The organism is Paenibacillus sp. FSL R5-0378 (assembly GCF_038009285.1).
Lineage (GTDB): Bacteria > Bacillota > Bacilli > Paenibacillales > Paenibacillaceae > Paenibacillus_AQ > Paenibacillus_AQ favisporus.
Map to the genome: position 1 here is coordinate 1,607,942 of NZ_JBBPAY010000001.1, position 20,879 is coordinate 1,628,820.

Here is a 20,879-nt window from a genome sequence, read left to right on the forward strand (position 1 = left end):
TCAGGCTGGATCCATTGACAACAGAAAGGATGAGAATCATGTTGAAAATGATTACGCTGCTGCTTGGAATGCTGTCACCCTTGTCCTTCGTGTCCGCTGCCCAGCCTGACCCGGGCCATACGGCGAATGTCCAGGCTGTCCGGCAGACCGTTCAGCAAACCCCTGATCGCTTTACCGCGTTTGATACGATGAACGGGGTTTCCCTGAACGATACCAAGCAGGAGGTCCTCGCCCACAAAGGCAAGCCGCTGAAAGTGACGCCCGATCCGTTCACGGGCTGCTCGGCTTACGTCTACCAGGATGCGGCCGTCGTGCTCTGCGACGGCATCGTGGACTACGTTCATGTGGGAGCGGCTGCAGGGAAGATGCAAATCAACGGTTCCTGGATCCCTTTGAGCAAATACCGGGTTGCCGATGCCTTAGGGCAGCCGCAGTTCCGTGCGGAGGATGGTGACGTCTACCTTCGCGGACACCATGCCGTCAAGGTTTACACGGATCCGGAAACGGGAAGGCTCGCGGGAGTTGACTTTTTTGACCAAGCGAGTGAATAACCCGCCGTTTCCTGGAATCGGCGTTTCAACTATACCCGCAGAGGTTAATTAGAACATGTACGGGATCAACAAAGAATAGGAGAGTGAGAACGATGAATTCATCAACCAATACCAAATCATTTGCGAAAGTTGTGGAAAACGGCGTCCAAGCGGTGGAAGAAGTCAATCAGCTGCGCAGCGCGGGTTATGTGTACGATGATATTTTCGTACTGGCCCATGACGGCGACCGGACCGACCGGATTGCGGACACGGCAGGGGCAAGTGAGGTTGGCATTAAAGAAGAAGGCATGTTTGATGCTCTTGCTAATCTGTTCCGTTCACGCGGAGATGAGCTCCGGGCCAAAATTACGTCGCTGGGCTTCACAGAGGCTGAGGCTCAATTTTATGAAAAGGAACTGGATCTGGGCAAGGTGCTGGTAGTTGCCAAAAAGGCATGAGGCCGGTATTTCCCGCATACAGAGCATGTCAAAAACATAGATAAGGAATGGGATAACGCTTCCCATTCCTTATCTATGTTTTTGGAACAAGTGGGATATCATGCCCCAAGTTCCAACGACTGATAGACCTTAGATGCTGAAATATTCACACGGTATGGTATATAGTATATAAATAGAGATTTCAACAATTTCATAGGATCGTAAGGAGAGGGTTATGAGAATATTAATTGTTGATGACAATCCGACTAACGTCATAATCATCCGGGAGATTTTAAAGAAAGAAAACTACCGGGATATCGATAAAGCCTCATCGGCAAGAGAAATGTTTGAAATCTTGGGAGCGGAAGGCTATGCCAAAGAGGGTCAGCCGAAGGCGTCCGATTTTGACTTGATTTTGCTCGATATGATGATGCCTGAAATGGATGGGATCGAGGCCTGTCAGGTGATCCAGAAAAACGAGCATCTCAAGGATATACCGATCATCATGGTCACGGCGGTGGGAGATTCCAAAAAGTTAGCCGAGGCGCTGGATGCCGGAGCGGTCGACTATGTGACCAAACCGATCAACAAAGTGGAGCTGATGGCCCGGATCCGCCTGGCACTCCGTCTCAAACATGAGAAGGACTGGCATAAGGAGCGCGATCAGCGGATTCAGGAGGAGCTGAGATTGGCTGCGCTTGTTCAGAATGCGGTGCTGAGTCCCGCTATTGAGGACGAGCTGTTTGAGGTCCACGCCATTTATCAGCCTTCCGCTGAGCTTGCCGGTGATCTGTATGCCTGGTATTCCCTCGGCAACGGCCGTTACGGTGTCATTCTTTTGGATATGATGGGCCATGGCATCTCGTCGTCCCTGTTTACGATGTTCATCGCGTCGGTCCTGAAGGATACGGTAACGACCTATGTGGAGCCGGAGAAAGTGATCCAGGAGCTGAACCGCCGGTTCAACCAGCTTCACATCGAAAATCAGCTTGTCCAATATTATTTTACGGCGATTTATTTAGTTGTTGATACCTCGATGAAACGGATTGACTACGTCAACGCCGGGCATCCCCCGGCTTTATTTTTCCAACAGAACGGAGACATACTGCTGCTAGACCAGGCATGCTGTCCGGTCGGCTTATTCGACAAGATGGACATCGATCCGCAGACCTTGTCTTACGAAGGGGAAGGCCATATTGCGCTGTACACCGATGGCTTGCTGGAGCTGGTCCAGGGCGATCATGACGAACAAGTCGACTTTTTGGTCAGCCACCTGAAGCATTCGCATGAATGGAATGAAGAGAAGATGTACCAGGCATTTTTTGAAGACCACGGAACCCAGGAGCGGGAAGACGATAAATGTCTCGTCTGGATTTCGTTAAAAGAGGGAGCGAATGAAGAATGAAACTGAAGACTAAGCTGGTGATCGGCTTCGGTTCGCTCATGCTCATTTTGATTGCTTTGACGGTGGTCGGCTACGACCGCATGAATTATATGAACAAGCAAATGGATCGTATCTATGAGGACCGGTATTTGAAAGTGCGGTATTCCAGCGGGGTCCGGAGCGAAGTGAACGATATGTCCAGGTTCGTTATGAGCATGATGCTGAATCACAGTGTGGCGACAGATAACAGCAATTCCCAGATCAACGATATGATCGCCATGGGCGAACAAAATTTGCAGAAGCTGAACGCAACCACCACCTCTCCTGAGGAAAAACAAATGCTGAACCGCGTTCAGAAGGCGTGGTCGGATTACAAGGAATATATCAACAAGCAGTCCGCTTTGTTATCCAAAGGGATGATAGAGGAGGCCAACACCTATCGAAATGAGAGCGGAACCCCGATCCAGCAGGAAGCGATAGACAGCATCAACGCACTGGCCGAATACCAGGACCTGCTGGTCGATCAGCAGATCAGTAATGCCAAAACGGCCTACAACCGGTCCGTTCAAATCACGACCGCCATTATGATTGCCGGTCTGCTGCTTGGACTTGCCGTTATTCTGTGGGTCATCTCCACCATCACGAGGGGACTCGGCGTCGTGAACATGATGATCAACAGCTTTGCCAAAGGCCGGATCCAGGCCATCCGGCGGATTAAGGTGACCTCAAGAGATGAAATCGGCCAGGTGGCCCATGTGTTCAAGGAGATCGCCGAAGACCTGGAAGAGAAGCAGGAGCTGGAGCAGAACTACCTCCAGGCCCAGAAGGACCAGAACTGGCTTAATTCCAATGCGAGCCGGGTTACCGAGCTTCTACGCGGTATCAATTCCAGCCAGCAGGTGTCTCAAATGTTCATCAGCGAGTTTACGCCAGTGCTGGGCGCCGCTTACGGAGCTATTTATATTCAGGACGATGATAAAAATCCGAATATGCTGTCTCTTAGCGGAACATACGCCGGCCAGGGAGAACGCTCGCCGAGAGGCAGAGTTGAAATCGGAGAAGGGCTGGTCGGGCAGAGCGCTTTGGACCGCAAGCCGATTATCACCGAGCTGCCGGAAGACTACCTGTCAGTGGACTCGGCTTTTGGTTCGGCAAAGCCGGCTCATCTGCTGATCTATCCGGTCGTGTTTGAAGACGAGCTGCTCGGCGTCGTTGAAATGGCGTCGTTCGAACCGTTCAGCGAGCTGGCCAGACAGCTCTTGTCCCAACTCACCGTGAGTCTGGGCGTCATTATTAATAACATTAACCGCCGCGTTCGCGTCGAGGAGCTTCTGCGTGAATCGCAGGCGCTGACCGAGGAGCTGCAGTGCCAATCCGAAGAGCTGCAGACCCAGCAGGAGGAGCTGCGCCGCTCCAACGAAAATCTGGAAGAGCAAACCGAAGCGCTCAAGCGCTCCGAGGATTTGCTGCAACGCCAGCAGGAGGAGCTCGAGCATTACAATACCGAGCTGATCGGCAAGACGCGCGCGCTGGAAGAGCAGATGCAGCAGCTTGAAGAGAAGAACATCGAGGTTGAAGATGCGAAGGCCAGACTGGAGCAGCAGGCGATGCAGCTGGCGGTGACCAGCAAATACAAGTCGGAGTTCCTGGCGAATATGTCCCACGAGCTCCGCACGCCGCTCAACAGTCTGTTGATCCTGTCGCAGCTCCTGTCCGAGAATAAGGAAGGAAACCTGAGCGATAAGCAGAAGGAATACGCTCACACGATCTACATGTCGGGCGCCGACCTGCTCAAGATGATCGACGAAATTCTGGATTTGTCCAAAGTCGATGCCGGCAAAATGGAGATCAACTCCGAAACCGTGCCGATCGAAGAATGGCAGAGCTTCGTCAACCAGAATTTCAAGCCGCTGGCCAATTCGAAGCAGGTTGCGCTCCACGTTCACGTGGACAACGATGTGCCGGATTCCGTCGTTACCGACGGACACCGGGTCAAGCAGATCCTGCGCAACCTGTTGTCCAATGCCTTTAAATTCACCAGCCAGGGTTCGGTCGTGTTCACGGTCCGCCGGGCGGATCCGGAAGCCCTGCCGGCTTATCTGGACCGGAACAAGGAATACATCGCGGCGGCCGTCAAGGATACGGGCATCGGCATACCGAAAGATAAGACCGACCTGATCTTTGAGGCGTTCCAGCAGGTGGACGGTACGACCAGCCGCAAGTATGGCGGTACCGGACTTGGTCTTTCCATCAGCCGTGAGCTGTCCCGCCTGCTTGGCGGGGGAATTGAAGTCGAATCGGTCGAAGGGCATGGCAGCTGCTTTACGCTGTATCTGCCGGTCACGGAGGAGAAGCCGGAGGCGTCTTCTTCCGCTCAGGACGAGGCTGCCGTTTCCAGCGAGCTGATGCTGCCCAAGCCGGCGCAGAACATGGTGGATGAAGAGGAATCCGCCATCAACGCGGCGGAGCCTCTGGAAGACGACCGCGAGCGGATTGCCGATAAAGATAAGGTACTGCTCATCATTGAGGATGACATCAAATTTGCCCGTATTCTGATGGATATGGCGCGGGGGAGAGGCTTTAAGGCCCTCGTGGCGATGCAGGGCGATATCGGCCTCGATATGGCGAAGACTTACCTGCCGGATGCGATCATCCTGGACATCCAGCTTCCGGTCATGGACGGCTGGGCAATCCTGGGCGAGCTGAAGGGGGATTCGGCAACCCGCCATATCCCGGTTCACATCATTTCGGTATCGGATGAAGTGAAGCAAGGGCTGAAAATGGGGGCTATCGCCTACTTGAAGAAGCCTTCGACCAAAGCGTCCCTGGAGCATGCCTTCTCACATATTGAGTCGTATACCGAGCAGTCGCTGAAGCATCTCCTCATCGTTGAGGACGATGACATCCAGCGCCGTTCGATTATTGAGCTTATCGATCACGATGACGTGGCCATCACTGCTGTGTCCACCGGCAAGGAGGCGCTCAGCGAGCTGCGGAAGAAACGCTACGACAGCATGGTGCTCGATTTGATGCTGAGCGATATGACCGGCTTCGAGCTGCTGGATCAGATCCAGCAGGACGAGAACCTGGGCTACCTTCCGATCATTGTGTACACCGGCAAAGATCTCGACAGCAAGGAAGAAATGCGCCTGCGCCAATACACCGAGTCCATTATTATCAAGGACGTGAAATCGCCTGAGCGCCTTCTGGACGAAACTACCTTGTTCCTGCACCGGGTGGAAGCCAATCTGCCTGAGGACAAGCGTCAAATTTTGCAGAAGCTTCATAACAGGGAAGCGCTGTTCGAAGGGAAGAAAATCCTCCTCGTCGACGACGATATCCGGAACGTCTTTGCGCTATCGAGCGTTCTGGAGAATTATGGCATGGAGGTGACCTTCGCCGAGAACGGACGCGAGGCGATCGATATCCTGACCGGAGGCCAGCCGTTCGATTTGGTGCTGATGGATATGATGATGCCGGAGATGGACGGCTATGAGGCGATGCGGCAGATTCGCCAGATACCTCAGTTCCATAAGCTTCCGATTATTGCCTTGACCGCCAAGGCGATGAAAGAAGACCGCTCCAAATGTATCGAGGCCGGTGCTTCCGATTACGTGAAGAAGCCGATCCAAACGGAACAGTTATTATCCCTGATGAGGGTTTGGTTGTATTCGTAAGGGCAATAACGGGGTAATAGGTAATAGCATTACATTTTCATCATTGAAGCAAACGTAAGCAGGAGGAAAGAGAATGGATTTGGGGCATACAGATCAGGACATCCCCGTAAAGGATGAGACGGAACGGGAAGATATCGAGCTTGAGCTTCTTCTGGAAGGCATTCACCGTTTATATGGTTACGATTTCCGCAATTATGCGATTCCGTCGCTCCGGCGCCGGATATGGCATTTTATACGCGCGGAAAGTTTAAGCAATATTTCCCAGCTGCAGGAGAAGGTGCTGCATCACCGGCCCGTTTTTGAGCGGCTGGTTCATAATCTGTCGATTCCCGTCACAGAGATGTTTCGCGATCCGAACCTCTTTCTGACTTTTCGAAAAAAGATCGTCCCCCTGCTGAGAACCTATCCGTATATCCGCATCTGGCATGCAGGATGCTCTACCGGAGAAGAGGTCTACTCCATGGCGATTCTGCTGCATGAAGAGGGACTTCTGGACAAGGCGAGGATTTACGCCACGGATATGAACGACCGTTCCCTGGAGCAGGCGAAGCAGGGGATCTTCGGGATTGAGAAAATGAAGCTGTATACGAAAAATTACATTGAGGCGGGCGGAACCCGTTCCTTTTCCGAGTATTATACCGCCAAGTATAACTCGGTGATTTTCCAGCCCTTTCTAAGCAAAAATATGATCTTTGCGGAGCATAATCTGGCAACGGACCGCTCCTTCAACGAGTTTAACGTTATATTTTGCCGTAATGTGATGATCTACTTTAACGACACGCTCCGGGATCATGTCCACGGCCTGTTTTATGAAAGCTTAAGCCGTTTCGGAATTCTGGTTCTTGGAGCAAAAGAGTCGATACAGTTTACGGAATACAGTGATTCTTACGAACCGCTGGATCGTGTGGAGAAAATCTACAGGAAGATTAACTAGAGAAGTGGGAGGATTCCATGGGGTCTCAAGAACCGATTCATATTCTGCTGGTTGATGACCGTCCGGAGAACTTACTCGCCCTTGAAGCAGTGCTGGAGAGTGAGCAATATAATCTTGTGAAGGCGACCTCCGGTGAGGAAGCGCTCCGGTGCCTGCTGAAGGATGAGTTTGCTGTGATCATACTGGATGTTCAAATGCCAGGTATGGACGGGATTGAAACAGCCAAATTGATCAAGGCAAGGGATAAAACGAAGGACATTCCGATCATCTTCATTTCAGCGAACAGTAAAGAAGCCGAGCATTTATTCGCAGGTTATTCAGCCGGTGCGATTGATTATATGGTGAAGCCGTTTATCCCGCAAATCCTGAAGTCCAAAATTGAAGGCTTTGTGGAAATGTACTTGACCAACAAAAAGCATAAAACCCAGTCCATGCTGTTGCAGCAAAAAACGCAGGAGCTGGAAAAAGCCAATCAGGAGCTCATTAAAGCCAAAGAGGCGGCTGAAATCGCGGCCAAGGCCAAAACCGAATTTTTGGCGATGATGAGCCATGAAATCCGCACGCCGATGAACGGCGTGATCGGTATGGTGGATCTGCTGATGGAAACCGAGCTTAAGGAAGAGCAGCTGGAATATACGGAGATTATCCGCAAAAGCGCCGACGCACTGGTCACGGTGATCAACGACATCCTCGATTTTACCAAGATGGAATCCGGGAAAATGGAGATGGAGGAGCATCCGTTTGAGCTGCAAAACTGCATCAAGGAAGTATTCAGCCTCTTTTCTATGGAAGCAGGGAAAAAGGACCTGGAGCTGGTGTACTTTATCGATGAAGCCATCCCGCCTATCATTTACGGGGATATGGCCCGCCTGCGTCAGGTGCTGATCAATCTGATCTCCAATGCGGTGAAGTTTACGCATCAGGGCGGAGTCTATCTGATGGTGTCACTACGGGAAAGAGCCGAAGACGGCAGCCTCATGATCGAATTTGCGGTAAAGGATACCGGTATCGGCATTACGCCGGATAAGCAAAACCGCTTGTTCCAGCCGTTCTCCCAGCTGGATTCTTCGATGACCCGGAAATACGGGGGCACGGGGCTGGGACTGGCCATCTGCAAATCGCTCGTTGAAATGATGGGCGGCAGCATTAAGGTGGAATCGACCGAGGAGAAGGGCGCCACGTTTATCTTTACGATCCGGACGAGCGAGCCTGAATCGGATGACGGCATGATGGGCATGGGCGACGACCTGCTTGTTTCCCTGCCGTCTGCAAGAGACGAAGAACCGCTGATCCTCGTGGTAGACGACCATCCGGTCAACCAGAAGCTGATGGTGAGCATGCTGGGCAAGCTGGGATTGAGAGCAGAAGTGGCCGAGGACGGGCGGCAGGCGGTGGATAAAATCCGCGCCAATCCGGTGTACCGGCTGATCTTCATGGACTTGCAAATGCCGGTCATGGACGGTCTGGAGGCCACGGCCCTCATCCGCGAGATGCAGCCTCAGGGATACCGGCCGGTTATCATCGCCATGACCGCTAATGTGATGGAAGGCATCCGAAGCCGGTGCAGAGAAGCCGGGATGGACGATTATATCAGCAAGCCGGTCAATATGAAATCGGTGAAGGAGATTCTGATGAAGCATCCCGTGCCTGCACAAAGCAAAGGCTTGCAGACCTCCGATGCCAACTCCATGTGACGGGGTCCAATTATTGCCAGGCATAAGCTTGCGTACAAGCTGATTCAAACAGGGGAATTTAGGGTTAACTGTTCTTATACAAGAAAAACAAAAAATTCGGGAGAGAATGTCTATGAATACGAATAAGAACGAAAAATTCAATGCAACGACAGAACGCCATGAAGGTTCCTGCACGGTCTACCTGAGCGGGGAACTGGATTTATCGGTGGCGCCCGACTTCAGGCTTGTCATGGAACCGCTTGTTGGGGATTCCGAGATCGATCTAGTGATTAACTTGAAGGATCTGAAATATATCGATAGCACAGGGATCGGCATTCTATTGTCCATATTGAAGGCCAGACATGGGATGGATGCCCGTTTTGTCGTGGAAGAGGTTCCTTCCCAAATCCAAAGGCTGTTTGACATGACGGGTATTGCGAAGTTTTTTGCCGCCAGTAGGAATTCCCAATAGGAAAGGATCGAAGACAGTATGAATGCTGAAGTTCAAAAAGTCGTGATAACATTACCGGCCAATGCTGATTTTGTAGATATCGTAAGATTGAACTTGTATGGAATCGCATCGAAGATGGGTTTTTCTTATGAGGACATTGAAGATATGAAGGTAGCCGTATCGGAAGCTTGTAACAACTCCGTTTTGTATGCTTATGGTCAGGAAGGCGGCATGGTGGAAGTAACGTTCGAAATCGGCAATGACCAATTGTCCATCAAGGTCAAGGACGACGGGGAGAGCTTTGACCGGATGAACCGTACCGAAAACACCGTAACATTGCATGACAAAGACCTTCATGATGTGGAAATCGGGGGACTCGGCTTCTACTTGATGGAGGCGCTCATGGACGATGTGATGGTAGATAATGAGGCCGGACGCGGCACCCAGGTGGTTATGACCAAACGGCTCATGAGAAGTGAGGAGAAAGTATGAATGATAAGGTGACTCCCCCCGAGTCCATGAGCGAGGCGGTCGGTCTGATCTGGGAATACCAGCAGACGAAAGACAACGATATCGCCACCGTGCTTATCCAAAAATATGAACCGATGGTCAAGATGGCCGCGGGTAAAATCGCCCGTAACCGCCCGGACCTCTATGAGGACTTGTACCAGGTCGGCCAGATGGCTCTGATCCGGCTGCTCCAGCAGTATGACATCAGCTTGGGCATTCCGTTTGAACCGTATGCCATGAAGAGCATGATCGGGCATATGAAAAACTTTTTGCGGGATAAGTCCTGGTATATCCAGGTTCCAAGAAGGATCAAAGAGAAGGGCGCACTCGTCCAGCAGGCTATTGATGAGTTAACCGTCAAGCTGGAGCGCTCGCCGGACGTCCGCGAAATCGCCGAATTCCTGGATCTGTCGGTGGAAGAAACGGTAGAGGTCCTGGCCGGACGCGAATGCTACCACTATGTTTCACTGGACTCTCCGCTGTCCCAGGAAGAAACAGGTGCAACGCTCGGTGAACTGATCAGTTCGGACGTCAACGACTATGATTCGGTGGAAAAACGGATGGACCTCCAGCAGGCGATGAGCCAGCTGAAGGAACAGGAGCAGAAAGTGCTGCTGCTTGCCTTCCAGGATGGTGAATCCCAGCGCTCAATCGCACAGAAGCTGGGGGTTTCCCAGATGAGCGTATCGCGGATTCAGAAGCGCGCAACAGAAAAGCTGAAAGAAATCATGTCTAATTCATACCAATGACGGACAAGCTTATGTTAGGTAACGAGTCAACCGGAAGTTCGTAAGGACACGCCAGTTCTCCCTTGAGAATATACGGCGTGTCCTTTTTGGTGAACAAAGATATGGATGGTGAGATAGAGGAGGCGGGGTCATATGGCGGCTGAGGTTTCAAGCAATATATTATCTTTTGCGGGCCACTGGACATGGCATGATCTGGTGGTGGAGGACTGGTCATCGGAAGACTTCAGGCAGCTGCAGGAGGCATGTCCCCTGATCGAGGAATGGCTGGAAGTCATCCCGAACATCGCACAGAACTATATGTCCGTCCGGTTTCCCAACGGCGTGGATGCCGTCATGTTCGGCACGCTGCCCTACTCGGTCAAAGCGGAAGTGGAGGACAGCGCGCACGTGGACCGGGTTCACTTTTACGTCCAGCGCGACAAGCTGATTACGATCAACCTGGATCAGAATACCCGCGAAATCATGGCTACCGAAGAACGTACGGCCATGCTGCACCAATGCCACAGTGCGGTAGACGGTATGTTCGTGCTGGCCCGGACGATTCTGCACTATTTTCATCTCGGGCTGGATCATTTCGAAGCGAACCTCCGCAAGCTGGAGCATGCGATGGAGATGGATAACCAGCGGTATTTGATGGACAAAATCCTGAACTCGCGGTTTGCTTTGCTGTATTGGAGCAATCTGTTCACGCCGTTTCAGGAGCTGATCGCGGCTGCCAGAGAGGGGTATTTGGACAAGCTGGAGAACAGCCGGCCGTTCATGCAGCTGCTGCACCGGATCGAGCGGATGGACCGGGCGTTCCGCCATTACGAAGATGAGATTGATACACTGATATCCATCGATGATGCCATTTCGGCGTTCCGCGGCAACGAAATCATGAAGACGCTGACGATCCTGACGGCGATTTTTACTCCGGCCACCGTAGCAGGCGCGATCTGGGGGATGAACTTCGAGAACCTGCCGGGCATCAAGGTGCCATGGGGGTTCGTCGGGATCATGCTGATCACGTTCCTCTGCACCGCCATCATGTACCTTTGGATGCACCGGAAGGGATGGACTGGCGATTTGCTCAAGGTCAAATCCAAAAAATCGAAGATCTAGCATCCCGCCGAATATCAAAAACAGGACTCGAGTTAATCGGTGAATCCCGCACGACGGATAGATCCCCTGCAAGCAAACAAGTGCTGAGTTAGCGCACAGCCGTATGCTTGGAGGGGATTGTTCATGTAACGCCGTTACCAGCGGCCGATAACGACTACGATTGCCAGCACCAGAAACACGATATTGATGCCAATCTCTTTATATTCCTTCCGACTCACATGGAAAGCGGCGCCGAGCAGTACCGTCACGGCCAGGCCGAGTGCAGCGATCGGTGTTAATATTGGTGCGATCCCCGTGGCCAAAGGCAAAATCACCCCGAGAACCCCGGCCAATTCCAACAATCCGATCCCCCAAACGAGCGGTTTAGGTACGTCTCCAACCCACGGCCAGGCCGTTCGCGCTTGTTCATGCTGAAACGCCTTCATCCAACCGGAATATAGGAATCCGGCTCCCAAGATTCCTTGCACAATCCAAAGTACAACGTTCATGTCTTCACTGCTCCTTATCCTGGCTCTGTTTCGTCTTTAACCATGGATATATAATAGGGAGTAAGGGTGGGATGATGGAAGTAGGCACTTTAAATAAACGTAGTATCGAAAAATATACCTTAAGCCAATCAAGGGATAGGAGGATGTGCGTGAATACTTATTGTAAGTTTGAAACGGCGCTGGATATTCTGATCGGGAAATGGAAGCCCGTGATTTTGCTCCGTCTGTTGAACCATGGAACGATGCGGTTCAGCGAGCTTCAGAAATCGATCCCGGACATCACGAAGAAAATGCTGACCCAACAGTTAAGGGAACTGGAGTATCACGATATCGTGCATCGTGAGGTCTATAAGGAGATCCCGCCAAGGGTCGAATATTCCATAACTGAATACGGTCAACGCATGACGCCATTGCTGCAGGCGATGAATGATTGGGGAGTCAATCACATTGCTCACCTGCAGGAGCTTTATGGGGAAGAGCGGGCAGAGTGACGGGGCATTTTCTGCATGCGGCATCGTTCAAGGGAGCCTTTCACGTAACGTAAGCCGGCAGCCGCCGGCTTTTTTTCTGTTGGGCTAAGTCAAGAATGATTTATCGAGAGAATGCTATACGATGGTAATCGAATAGAACGAAAACAGGAAACGCCTAAAATGAAACAGCCTTAGTCCGGTGGAGTACCGTACTAAGGCTGCCTGGTTTATTCCTATAGCTGTCTACTTCGATGGGAGGAACACCAGTCCCGACCTTACGCTTGTCATTGCTTAAAGCTTCGTGTTCGCCGTGTTCGCGGCAACCGTCTCTCCAGGAAAGCACTCCATCTCGGTCAAATAGGTCACTTGGGGCTCCAGATCCTTCCTGCGGATCATTTCGATCATCCGGTTAACCGCCAGCTCGCGGCTCGCAGGGGCGACGTAAAAGGTGGTCAGCGGCGGCTTGCCGCCTGCTCAATCGTCGCGAGGTCGTACATGTACCTGGGGGCGTCGGGGACGCGTCCGTACATAATAAAGCACAGCTTCGGCGTGACATCCGCCCCGTTGTACCCGAGTTCCCTGGCAGCCTGAAGGAGCCTTTGGCGCGTCTTTTCCGAAATCGTGCTGCCCGGCGCGTTATTGAGAACGAAGGCTGCGGCGGGCCCGGATCTCGAAGCCGGTCTGCGGAGCGCCCTGATCTGCCTGAAGGAGAGGGAGTCGGCTGAGACGAGCGCCTTTCTGGAGATCGAACCGGTCACCCTCGCGATGGACGGAGAACCGGCACCTTCATAACGCCAAAACGGATGACCCGGGATTCCCCGGAACCATCCGTTTCTTTTTAAATGAATCGTCGACTGACGTTCTTCTTATCTCTTAAACGATCATCAAACGATCCGTTACTGCGATTTGTATTGGGTGATGTAATCCTGCAGGTTGGCAATGTATTGGCCGATCACCGGCATATCGACAAACAAGCTTAAGACGTATCCGAGCAGGCCAAGCACCACAAAGGTTCCAAGAGACAGGCCAAGCCCGCGGGACAAGCCGGCCGTAAAGTTGGTGATCAGCCGCTTCTTGGTGTTTGTATAGTTCTCGATCATATCTTGAAGCTCGGACCGCTCCAGGGAATCGGCAATCTGGTCAAGGCGGTTGTTCAGCCTCTTCACTTCGTGCCTTAGCTCAAAAGGATGTTCATCCACGTCATAAGGATTGGCTTTGCTCATCAGAATCCCTTCCTTCTTCAGCCGGTATTCCGGCTTTAATGATCACGGACCTATGCACGAAAATAGCCAGCTGGTCAGCTGGCTATCGGGTGAATCGGCAGCTTAGTAAGAAGTCTTATTAAGCTCCCGGCGGATATCGCTGGATGCATCGGCTGATTTGTCCATGACATCCTTCGAAGCGCTTTTGACATCGCCTGCAACGTCGCCGGATGCGCTCTTCATGTCATCCGCCACGTCGGCCGAAGCCTGCTTGACGCTTTCCATAATCGTATTTTTGCTTTCATTGACGGATTTGGCGAGATCGGTCGTCTTGGACGATACCGTCTTAGCCAGATCCGTTGCCTTTTCCGTCACGACAGAGGCCACTTCCTTCGTCTTGTCGGTAACGACGCTCAGCTTGTCGGAGAGATCCCCGCGCAGCTCGCGTCCGGCCTTCGGCGCAAACAGCAGCGCCGCCGCCGCCCCCAGCAAACCTCCGATAAATACGCCCTTGAAGAAGTTGCTTCCGCTTTGAACCGGATATTCCGTCTCTGCTTTATTCATACCAATCACTCCTTAATTTATTATTGGTGTATATCAATTTAGGTGGTACGCGAGAACAAGCGGCTGATCAGGCCAAGGATAAAGACGAAGATCGCCGTCCCGAGAATCGCCGGAATTACGGCGAAGTTACCGATGACAGGACCCCAGTCGCCGAACAGCCAAGCTCCAACCCATGCGCCTACAAAGCCAGCGATCATGGCGCCGATCACGCCTCCCGGCATGTTGTGTCCTGCGATGGCATCACCGATAATCCCGATAATGATGGCCATGACGATACTGATGATAATACCCCACATGACGATCGCCTCCTTTTTATAAGGTTTGATAAAATTCTCTAAATGCGGCATAACCTGCTGTGACATGGTGTCAACGCGTCGATCTTACTTCGTATATAAACGGTGAGAAATGGTGTGAAACAACAGATGTGAAAAAGGAAGATAATCAGCGAAATATGGGGAATGCTTTCGAATACATGGGATATTATTAATGAATCGGCCATTTAAGTGGCTTTACAAATATCGTGGAGTGTCCATCTTTTTTTAAACCGGAAATGAGTCTGTAGGCAATCAACTTTATTATGCTGTGAATAAGTTGTATCATAGGTAGGCAACCAGAAAAGGAGAGAGGCTGTATGGACGCTTTATTGGTGAAAGAGTATCGGGCCGGAATCGTGGAAAGTACCCATTATGGACATATATGTATCGTAAATGATCAAGGCGAGGTGTACGGGTCGGCGGGAGATCCCCATTTTGTCACCTTTACGCGTTCGGCGGCCAAGCCGCTGCAGGCCATTCCCGGGATTCGGGCGGGGATCGCGGATTATTACGGGCTGACTGAAGAGGAAATCGCCATTATGGCCGCTTCCCATTTGGCAGAACCCCGGCATATCGAAGTGCTGGAGAACATTCAGCGGAAAATCGGGGTGGACGAGGAGCAGATGGTGTGTGCGCCGACATATCCTCTAAGTGAAGACAGCAAGGAGCACACCATTCGCGAACAAGGACGCAAGCGGCGTCTGTACCACAATTGTTCCGGAAAGCATTTGGGTGTGCTGGGCTACAGCCGGATGCGGCATAACCCGGAGGAGACCTATGCCGAACCGGATCATCCTGCGCAGCGGGAAATTCTGGATGTCATTGCGATGATGAGCGGCATGGAAACGGAACGGATTGGACTGGGAACGGACGGCTGCGGCTTTCCGGTTTTTGCGCTGCCTTTGTCCGCCATGGCTAACGCTTATGTGAAGCTGGCCTGCCCGGACCTCATTCCGGACGAACCGACGCGGACGGCCGTGAGAACGATCACAGCAGCCATGAACCATTATCCGGCCATGGTCGGCGGAACCCGCCGGGTGGACACGTTTATTTTGCAGGACCCGAACATTGTCGCCAAAGGCGGCTTCAAAGGCGTGTATTGTTTCGGTCTGAAAAAGGAGCGGCTCGGCATCGCCCTGAAAATACTGGACGGATCGGAAGAAGAATGGGGCTGGGTGGTCGAATCCATTCTCGAGCAGATCGGGTATGATAACCGCCGTCTTTTGGAGGGCTTGCGATCCGAATTTACCAAAGACATCTACAATGATGCCGGCCGGAAGGTGGGTCACGCCGAAACCGTATTTACGCTGGAGCGGTCCCGCTAGAGGCAGAGGTGCCTGTCTGGATTGATATATAGAAGTAAATGAATGCTCTTGGAGGAAATCCTTGGCCCCCGCTGCGCGCAGTGAGGGGCTTTTTCATGCCCATGCCGTCTTTAACGGCTAGAACGAGGGTGGGCTGATTAGCCCTTCGAAGTTGGGGGTAAGAATTACATATTCCAATAACATATGCAGTTCATGGAGGTGGATGGAAATGATTAAAGTAGTGACTTCAGCGGAGCGCCATACGTCGGAGCGGGGATGGATCCACAGCGAATTCAGCTTTTCGTTTGCCGATTATGATGATCCGAGCAATGCGCATTTTGGCTGCTTATTGGCCCATAACGACAATCAGCTAAGTCCGAAACAAGGCTTTAAGAAACATCCTCATCATGATTTGGAAATCGTCAGCTACGTCATCTCCGGCACGCTTGAACATAGTGACGACATGGGAAATCAGGTTCAGCTGCCGGCGGGGACCGTTCAAGCCATGAGCGCAGGGTCCGGTGTTATGCACTCTGAGACCAATCCGTCGGAAGAGGAGCCGGTCCGCTTTCTGCAAATGTGGTTCCTGCCGTCCACACCAGGCCACAGGCCCGCATGGAAAGCTCACCATTTTCCGAGGCAGGACAGGCTTAACAAGCTGGTTCCGCTTGTCAGCGGATCGGCGGAAGGACTGCCGAAATCTCCGGATGCGCTTCAGATCCATGCCGACGTGTCCATCTGTTTTCCGATCCTGGAGACCGGGCAGGAATTGGTGTTCCCGCAAAAAGAGGACCGCAGGACGTTTCTGTTCCTGATTTCGGGTCACCTGGAAATCGGCTGCGACGACGGGACATTCCATCTGGAGCCCGGAGACTCGGCCAGGGTAAAAAAATCATGCGATCTTCATATTAAAGGAACAAGCAGCGAAGGAGAGTCTGAATTTGTACTGGTGGATATACCTTAATTGCTGTCCCTTGACGGAAAAGCCCCCGGATGTTCCGGGAATCGACTGATTACAGCGGTTCCGGACATCAGGGGGCTTTCGAAATGTAAAGGGGAGCCTTACGCTTTACGCAGACGTCCCAGCTCGGAGACCAGCGCTTCCACCTCAGAAATACTCAGATTGTCCTTGGACATCACCAGGTCGTAGACGTCCTGGATGTCCTCATACCGGTCGACGGAGAACGCCGATGCATTCATGGCTGCGCCGCTGGCCATTCTCAGCTTCGTTTTAATGCCTTCAATCATATACTCTATATTTTCAGGTGTCTTTTGGGATAAATCCATGTCAAGCGCCCATCCTTTCCTGTGCCTAAGCTTGTGTTCTATTGTAGCATGTCTTTACGTCCGTTACTCTGTTTTTTTGTCCCATCCAGAAGCTCCCGTTTTCCAACCGGATCATTTTGCAGTAAAATCATTCTATCGAATGAAGAATGAACGAAGCAGGGAGGAGGCCGGACATGTCATTTCAAGATCCCCACCATATCCGCGGCACCAAGCGCAGCAAGCAGATGAACGCGCAGGGGCTGACCGCGTTTTTCAGGCAGATCCATGAACGCCATCCGCTGGATAAAATCACTTTTGTGTGTATCGGCACCGACCGGTCCACCGGGGATGCCCTCGGCCCGCTGACGGGAAGCGAACTGGTCCTATACGGCGTCCCGAATGTCATCGGCACGCTGTCCTCTCCTTGCGACGCGCACAATTTGGAATCGGCCATCGCAGAGATACCGGCGGACCATACCGTTGTCGCGGTGGACGCCTGTCTGGGACATCCGGGTTCGGTCGGAAGCTACTTGCTGTCGGACGAGCCGCTGCTCCCCGCCAGATCGGTGGGCCGTATGCTGCCGGCCGTCGGGCATTACAGCGTGGCAGCCGTCGTCAATGTCAACGGGCCGCGGCCGTATTCGACGCTGCAGATGACCTCGCTGTACCAGGTCATGTCGATGGCCAGCCAGATCGCGTCTGCCGCGGCGGAAGGATTCGGACTCAGCGGGGCGGAGGCAGAGGCCCGTTTCAAGTTATGGCCTTTGGCTTAATAATATACATAATTAATATATGCTTCATTTTTGCAAATCTATTACGATCATACCGGCGAAATTCAAGCTGATATAGAAAGAAGGATGTCATCATGGAAAAATTGATTTGTGACGGTCATACCCTTTGTTACACCGATCATGGCCAAGGTGAGCCGATTGTGCTGCTCCACGGCTTCTGCGGAAGCTCCGAATACTGGGATCTTTTGGTTCCGCTGCTGTCGGGCAGCCACCGGTGCATCGCGGTCGATCTGCGCGGCCATGGGCACTCGGACGCCCCGCTCGGCGCCTACTCGCTGGAGCAGATGGCGGATGACGTCCTGAAGTTGCTGGACGAGCTCGACCTGCCGAAGGTGACGCTGCTCGGCCACTCGATGGGCGGGTATGTGACGCTATCCTTCGCACAGCGTTACGCATCGCGGCTGAACGGATTCGGCCTCATCCATTCGACGGGCTATCCGGATACCGAGGAAGGCAAGGAGAAGCGCCTGAAGGCAGTCAGCACGATCCAATCGGAAGGCGTTACTGCATTTATCGACGGGTTGATCCCCGGGCTGTTTGCACCCGATGCAGACCAGACTCATCCTGAGCTCATCCAACGGGCCAAGGAAATCGGTTATTTGACACCGCCGCAGGGAGCGGCTGGGGCCGCCCTCGCCATGCGGGAGCGCCCGGACCGGCGGGACGTTATGTCAGCGACGGTGCTGCCGCTGCTGCTGGTTGCTGGAGAATATGACAGCGTCGCGCCGCCGGAGAAGGTGTTCACGGTGGATAAGCCGAACGTGACCCAAGCCGTGATCCAAGGGGCGGGCCACATGAGTATGATGGAAGCCCCGAAGGAACTGGCGCGGGTCATCCTTCAATTTATGCAGCAGACGAAGAACGCATAATCCGTATGACTCAACCGGAAGCCGGACCCAGGCTTCCGGCTTTTTCTTTTCCCCGGGTCTACTCTATGCCGGCTCCGGTCTGGCTCTTCCCCTTTTTCTGATGAGTCCTGCAAGAACTGGCTTTGGCCTCCCGAATGCCTTACAATCAAAGGGAAGCTGACAAGCTGATCTGAAGGAAGGACGGAGGACGATCCATGTTCCGCAAAGATTACCTCGTACAGATGGTTGAAGATATGGTCGAAATGGTTGGTAAAGTGTTCGGATTGAAACAGCAGAAGAAATATGCCGAAGCCCTATGGGAAATCGACGATCTGCTCAGCAAGAACTTCCGTCTCAATACCCGTCTGTTAAATTCCTTATCCGTAGAAGATATTATTGATATGTTTCGCCTGGGCGGCGGCGTGGAGGCTGACAAGCTGCAGACCGTAGCCCGGCTCCTGCAGGAGGAAGGCGGCGTGTACAAAGACATGGGAGAGGCGGATGAGGCGCTCAGACGTTTCATGAAATCGCTCCACCTCTATCTATACGCCGATCTGAACGGGGCCCAGCGCTCCATGCTGCAGCTGCAGGACCGCGTGGCGGAGCTGAAGGACGAAGTGAAGGGATACCGTCTTCCGGTCAAGACCGAGAAGATTCTGCTGTCCTACGAGGAGAAGGAAGGCCGGTTCGACGAAGCAGAGAACGTGCTCTTCCGGCTGCTCGATCAGCGGGAAATCACGGAAGAAGAAGGTGTTTCCTTCTATGAAAGGCTGCTTGAACGGGACGACGAAGCCCTGAATCAAGGAGGGCTCCCGCGCAGCGAAGTGCTGGAAGGCATGGAGACGCTGCGGCGCAGAATCAATGCCTGAAGCGAGCCTTATCTTAAGTTGAAAGCGAGATGTACTCTCTTGGAAGCATTACGCAAATTGATTCACGACATCATCGGGGAGTCGACTTTGATTACTGCGACGTTAAGCCAGCTTCGCAAACGTGAGGGAATTTCTTTCACCAAAGTCCAGATCAAACCCGTGGAATTAAAGAAAAAAGTGCATTACCAGCTGGCTTATGTTCATCCCAACAAAGTGGTGCATCAGAATCTGACGGCCGCTGAGGCCGAGCAGACGATCATAGAGCTGTTCGAGCAGACCTTCCGGCAGGCGCTGATCTGCACGCCCGAGGCGGATTACCAGATTCTGATCAGCAAAAAATATAAAGTATCGATCCTGACCAAGTCCCCGACCAAAACGACGGCGGATCTGGCGCATAACCGCAAGAAGCAGTACGTGCTGGAAGAAGGGGAACCCGTACCCTTTCTGGTCGAGCTCGGCATCATGAACGAGCAGGGCAAGGTGCTTGCCCGCAAATACGATAAGTTCAAACAGATCAACCGCTTCTTGGAAATGGTCGAGGACATCCTTCCCTCTCTTCCTGACAGCCGCCCGATCACCATCGTGGATTTTGGCTGCGGCAAATCGTACCTGACCTTCGCCCTCTATCACTATTTGGCGGTCCAGGAGCGAAGGGTGTTGAATGTTGTCGGATTGGATCTGAAGGCGGATGTCATCGAACACTGCAGTACGCTGGCGAAAAAGCTCGAATATCAAAATTTGCGGTTTCTGGTCGGTGACATTGCGGATTATGACGAACTGGAGCAGGTCGATATGGTTGTCACGCTGCATGCCTGCGACGCGGCGACCGATGCCGCGCTCGAGAAGGCGGTCCGCTGGAACGCCCAGGTGATCTTGTCGGTTCCGTGCTGCCAGCATGAGCTGTTCTCCCAGGTGAAGAACGACGCTCTGTCACCGCTCCTGTCCCACGGCATCCTGAAAGAACGCTTCTCGGCGCTCGCGACCGATGCCATCCGGGCCAAACTGCTGGACTTGATGGGATATAAGACGCAGCTTCTGGAATTCATCGATCTGGAGCATACGCCCAAGAACATTTTGATCCGCGCGGTCAAAGGCAGTAGCGGCAACCGGGATCAATTGTGGCAGGAGTATACCGCGTTCCGCGATTTGCTCAGCGCTTCTCCTTATCTGGAGAAGGCATGCGCCGATTTGCTGCCCGAAGGCTCACTCCGGCAGGAGCAGGAAGAGAATGGCACCCGCCAATCGTAAACAAAAATGCAGTTCAAATAGGCAGACGATATGAAGCGCAGCTTCCATAATCGCAGTGCACAGGACGAA

At 52.7% G+C, this 20,879-nt stretch carries 23 protein-coding genes; 17 read left to right on the forward strand and 6 right to left on the reverse strand.

Going from position 1 to position 20,879, the window contains the following annotated elements; translation table 11 throughout:
• Positions 1-38 precede the first annotated feature (38 nt).
• From MKY74_RS07215 to MKY74_RS07260, 10 genes are all read left to right on the forward strand, one after another.
• On the forward strand, positions 39-551 hold the full coding sequence (locus MKY74_RS07215) for a hypothetical protein (RefSeq protein ID WP_084204219.1): 513 nt from the start codon (positions 39-41) through the stop codon (positions 549-551).
• Positions 552-643: 92 nt separating this feature from the next.
• The gene (locus MKY74_RS07220) at positions 644-988 is read left to right on the forward strand and encodes a general stress protein (protein ID WP_076176109.1); all 345 of its coding nucleotides are present in this window, start codon (positions 644-646) and stop codon (positions 986-988) included.
• A 214-nt stretch (positions 989-1,202) separates the two neighbouring features.
• Positions 1,203-2,372 carry a PP2C family protein-serine/threonine phosphatase gene (locus MKY74_RS07225; protein ID WP_076176106.1) on the forward strand — a complete coding sequence of 390 codons (1,170 nt, stop codon included), beginning with the start codon at positions 1,203-1,205 and terminating at the stop codon, positions 2,370-2,372.
• Positions 2,369-6,028 (forward strand): response regulator, encoded by a 3,660-nt coding sequence (locus tag MKY74_RS07230; RefSeq protein ID WP_076176103.1) that lies wholly within the window; start codon positions 2,369-2,371, stop codon positions 6,026-6,028. The genes MKY74_RS07225 and MKY74_RS07230 overlap by 4 nt, the downstream gene beginning before the upstream one ends.
• A gap of 73 nt (positions 6,029-6,101) precedes the next feature.
• Positions 6,102-6,962, forward strand: a complete 861-nt coding sequence (locus MKY74_RS07235; RefSeq protein WP_076176101.1) for a CheR family methyltransferase — start codon at positions 6,102-6,104, stop codon at positions 6,960-6,962.
• A 17-nt stretch (positions 6,963-6,979) separates the two neighbouring features.
• Positions 6,980-8,656 carry a response regulator gene (locus MKY74_RS07240; protein WP_076176098.1) on the forward strand — a complete coding sequence of 559 codons (1,677 nt, stop codon included), beginning with the start codon at positions 6,980-6,982 and terminating at the stop codon, positions 8,654-8,656.
• Between the two features lie 112 nt (positions 8,657-8,768).
• Positions 8,769-9,107: an STAS domain-containing protein gene (locus MKY74_RS07245; protein WP_076176095.1), complete on the forward strand. Its 339-nt coding sequence runs from the start codon at positions 8,769-8,771 to the stop codon at positions 9,105-9,107.
• Positions 9,108-9,125: 18 nt separating this feature from the next.
• A complete protein-coding gene (gene rsbW, locus MKY74_RS07250; RefSeq protein ID WP_076176092.1) occupies positions 9,126-9,578 on the forward strand; it encodes an anti-sigma B factor RsbW in 453 nt (150 codons plus the stop codon).
• Positions 9,575-10,345: a sigma-70 family RNA polymerase sigma factor gene (locus MKY74_RS07255; RefSeq protein WP_076176089.1), complete on the forward strand. Its 771-nt coding sequence runs from the start codon at positions 9,575-9,577 to the stop codon at positions 10,343-10,345. The genes rsbW and MKY74_RS07255 overlap by 4 nt, the downstream gene beginning before the upstream one ends.
• A 132-nt stretch (positions 10,346-10,477) precedes the next feature.
• Positions 10,478-11,446 (forward strand): magnesium transporter CorA family protein, encoded by a 969-nt coding sequence (locus MKY74_RS07260; protein ID WP_076176087.1) that lies wholly within the window; start codon positions 10,478-10,480, stop codon positions 11,444-11,446.
• Between the two features lie 134 nt (positions 11,447-11,580).
• Here MKY74_RS07260 and MKY74_RS07265 read toward each other — a convergent pair whose 3' ends face one another.
• The gene (locus tag MKY74_RS07265; protein WP_076176084.1) at positions 11,581-11,934 is read right to left on the reverse strand and encodes a DoxX family protein; all 354 of its coding nucleotides are present in this window, start codon (positions 11,932-11,934) and stop codon (positions 11,581-11,583) included.
• 149 nt (positions 11,935-12,083) lie between these two features.
• On the opposite strand from MKY74_RS07265, the gene MKY74_RS07270 reads away from it, so the two are divergent.
• Entirely contained in the window at positions 12,084-12,425 is a 342-nt protein-coding gene (locus tag MKY74_RS07270) for a winged helix-turn-helix transcriptional regulator (RefSeq protein WP_144025530.1), read from the forward strand.
• Between the two features lie 431 nt (positions 12,426-12,856).
• Here MKY74_RS07270 and MKY74_RS07275 read toward each other — a convergent pair whose 3' ends face one another.
• The 4 genes from MKY74_RS07275 to MKY74_RS07290 form a co-directional block, all read right to left on the reverse strand.
• On the reverse strand, positions 12,857-13,162 hold the full coding sequence (locus MKY74_RS07275) for a LacI family DNA-binding transcriptional regulator (RefSeq protein ID WP_208629396.1): 306 nt from the start codon (positions 13,160-13,162) through the stop codon (positions 12,857-12,859).
• Positions 13,163-13,300: 138 nt separating this feature from the next.
• Complete coding sequence (locus MKY74_RS07280; RefSeq protein WP_076176078.1) at positions 13,301-13,627, reverse strand: DUF5665 domain-containing protein; 327 nt, start codon at positions 13,625-13,627, stop codon at positions 13,301-13,303.
• 102 nt (positions 13,628-13,729) lie between these two features.
• Positions 13,730-14,170: a YtxH domain-containing protein gene (locus MKY74_RS07285; RefSeq protein ID WP_076176075.1), complete on the reverse strand. Its 441-nt coding sequence runs from the start codon at positions 14,168-14,170 to the stop codon at positions 13,730-13,732.
• Positions 14,171-14,208: 38 nt separating this feature from the next.
• Positions 14,209-14,466 carry a GlsB/YeaQ/YmgE family stress response membrane protein gene (locus MKY74_RS07290; RefSeq protein ID WP_076176073.1) on the reverse strand — a complete coding sequence of 86 codons (258 nt, stop codon included), beginning with the start codon at positions 14,464-14,466 and terminating at the stop codon, positions 14,209-14,211.
• A 335-nt stretch (positions 14,467-14,801) separates the two neighbouring features.
• On the opposite strand from MKY74_RS07290, the gene MKY74_RS07295 reads away from it, so the two are divergent.
• Positions 14,802-15,809 (forward strand): asparaginase, encoded by a 1,008-nt coding sequence (locus MKY74_RS07295; RefSeq protein WP_076176070.1) that lies wholly within the window; start codon positions 14,802-14,804, stop codon positions 15,807-15,809.
• A 208-nt stretch (positions 15,810-16,017) separates the two neighbouring features.
• Complete coding sequence (locus tag MKY74_RS07300; protein ID WP_076176068.1) at positions 16,018-16,752, forward strand: pirin family protein; 735 nt, start codon at positions 16,018-16,020, stop codon at positions 16,750-16,752.
• 98 nt (positions 16,753-16,850) lie between these two features.
• On the opposite strand, the gene MKY74_RS07305 is transcribed toward MKY74_RS07300, so the two are convergent.
• Positions 16,851-17,075: a DUF1128 domain-containing protein gene (locus MKY74_RS07305; protein ID WP_076176065.1), complete on the reverse strand. Its 225-nt coding sequence runs from the start codon at positions 17,073-17,075 to the stop codon at positions 16,851-16,853.
• Between the two features lie 173 nt (positions 17,076-17,248).
• Here MKY74_RS07305 and yyaC point away from each other — a divergent pair, with 173 nt between their 5' ends.
• The 4 genes from yyaC to MKY74_RS07325 all read left to right on the forward strand — a co-directional run bounded on the left by yyaC (position 17,249) and on the right by MKY74_RS07325 (position 20,810).
• Complete coding sequence (gene yyaC / locus MKY74_RS07310) at positions 17,249-17,827, forward strand: spore protease YyaC (protein ID WP_076176062.1); 579 nt, start codon at positions 17,249-17,251, stop codon at positions 17,825-17,827.
• 92 nt (positions 17,828-17,919) lie between these two features.
• On the forward strand, positions 17,920-18,714 hold the full coding sequence (locus MKY74_RS07315; RefSeq protein ID WP_076176060.1) for an alpha/beta fold hydrolase: 795 nt from the start codon (positions 17,920-17,922) through the stop codon (positions 18,712-18,714).
• 194 nt (positions 18,715-18,908) lie between these two features.
• On the forward strand, positions 18,909-19,562 hold the full coding sequence (locus MKY74_RS07320; protein WP_076176057.1) for a DUF6483 family protein: 654 nt from the start codon (positions 18,909-18,911) through the stop codon (positions 19,560-19,562).
• 39 nt (positions 19,563-19,601) lie between these two features.
• Positions 19,602-20,810, forward strand: a complete 1,209-nt coding sequence (locus MKY74_RS07325; protein ID WP_084204217.1) for a class I SAM-dependent methyltransferase — start codon at positions 19,602-19,604, stop codon at positions 20,808-20,810.
• Positions 20,811-20,879: the final 69 nt, after the last annotated feature.

What these genes read in the sequence shown, in the direction of transcription:
- MKY74_RS07215 (WP_084204219.1), top strand. Translation starts at nt 39, where the DNA reads ATGTTGAAAATGATTACGCTGCTGCTTGGAATGCTGTCACCCTTGTCC.
- MKY74_RS07220 (WP_076176109.1), top strand. Translation starts at nt 644, where the DNA reads ATGAATTCATCAACCAATACCAAATCATTTGCGAAAGTTGTGGAAAAC.
- MKY74_RS07225 (WP_076176106.1), top strand. Translation starts at nt 1,203, where the DNA reads ATGAGAATATTAATTGTTGATGACAATCCGACTAACGTCATAATCATC.
- MKY74_RS07230 (WP_076176103.1), top strand. Translation starts at nt 2,369, where the DNA reads ATGAAACTGAAGACTAAGCTGGTGATCGGCTTCGGTTCGCTCATGCTC.
- MKY74_RS07235 (WP_076176101.1), top strand. Translation starts at nt 6,102, where the DNA reads ATGGATTTGGGGCATACAGATCAGGACATCCCCGTAAAGGATGAGACG.
- MKY74_RS07240 (WP_076176098.1), top strand. Translation starts at nt 6,980, where the DNA reads ATGGGGTCTCAAGAACCGATTCATATTCTGCTGGTTGATGACCGTCCG.
- MKY74_RS07245 (WP_076176095.1), top strand. Translation starts at nt 8,769, where the DNA reads ATGAATACGAATAAGAACGAAAAATTCAATGCAACGACAGAACGCCAT.
- rsbW (WP_076176092.1), top strand. Translation starts at nt 9,126, where the DNA reads ATGAATGCTGAAGTTCAAAAAGTCGTGATAACATTACCGGCCAATGCT.
- MKY74_RS07255 (WP_076176089.1), top strand. Translation starts at nt 9,575, where the DNA reads ATGAATGATAAGGTGACTCCCCCCGAGTCCATGAGCGAGGCGGTCGGT.
- MKY74_RS07260 (WP_076176087.1), top strand. Translation starts at nt 10,478, where the DNA reads ATGGCGGCTGAGGTTTCAAGCAATATATTATCTTTTGCGGGCCACTGG.
- MKY74_RS07265 (WP_076176084.1), bottom strand. Translation starts at nt 11,934, where the DNA reads ATGAACGTTGTACTTTGGATTGTGCAAGGAATCTTGGGAGCCGGATTC.
- MKY74_RS07280 (WP_076176078.1), bottom strand. Translation starts at nt 13,627, where the DNA reads ATGAGCAAAGCCAATCCTTATGACGTGGATGAACATCCTTTTGAGCTA.
- MKY74_RS07285 (WP_076176075.1), bottom strand. Translation starts at nt 14,170, where the DNA reads ATGAATAAAGCAGAGACGGAATATCCGGTTCAAAGCGGAAGCAACTTC.
- MKY74_RS07290 (WP_076176073.1), bottom strand. Translation starts at nt 14,466, where the DNA reads ATGTGGGGTATTATCATCAGTATCGTCATGGCCATCATTATCGGGATT.
- MKY74_RS07295 (WP_076176070.1), top strand. Translation starts at nt 14,802, where the DNA reads ATGGACGCTTTATTGGTGAAAGAGTATCGGGCCGGAATCGTGGAAAGT.
- MKY74_RS07300 (WP_076176068.1), top strand. Translation starts at nt 16,018, where the DNA reads ATGATTAAAGTAGTGACTTCAGCGGAGCGCCATACGTCGGAGCGGGGA.
- MKY74_RS07305 (WP_076176065.1), bottom strand. Translation starts at nt 17,075, where the DNA reads ATGGATTTATCCCAAAAGACACCTGAAAATATAGAGTATATGATTGAA.
- yyaC (WP_076176062.1), top strand. Translation starts at nt 17,249, where the DNA reads ATGTCATTTCAAGATCCCCACCATATCCGCGGCACCAAGCGCAGCAAG.
- MKY74_RS07315 (WP_076176060.1), top strand. Translation starts at nt 17,920, where the DNA reads ATGGAAAAATTGATTTGTGACGGTCATACCCTTTGTTACACCGATCAT.
- MKY74_RS07320 (WP_076176057.1), top strand. Translation starts at nt 18,909, where the DNA reads ATGTTCCGCAAAGATTACCTCGTACAGATGGTTGAAGATATGGTCGAA.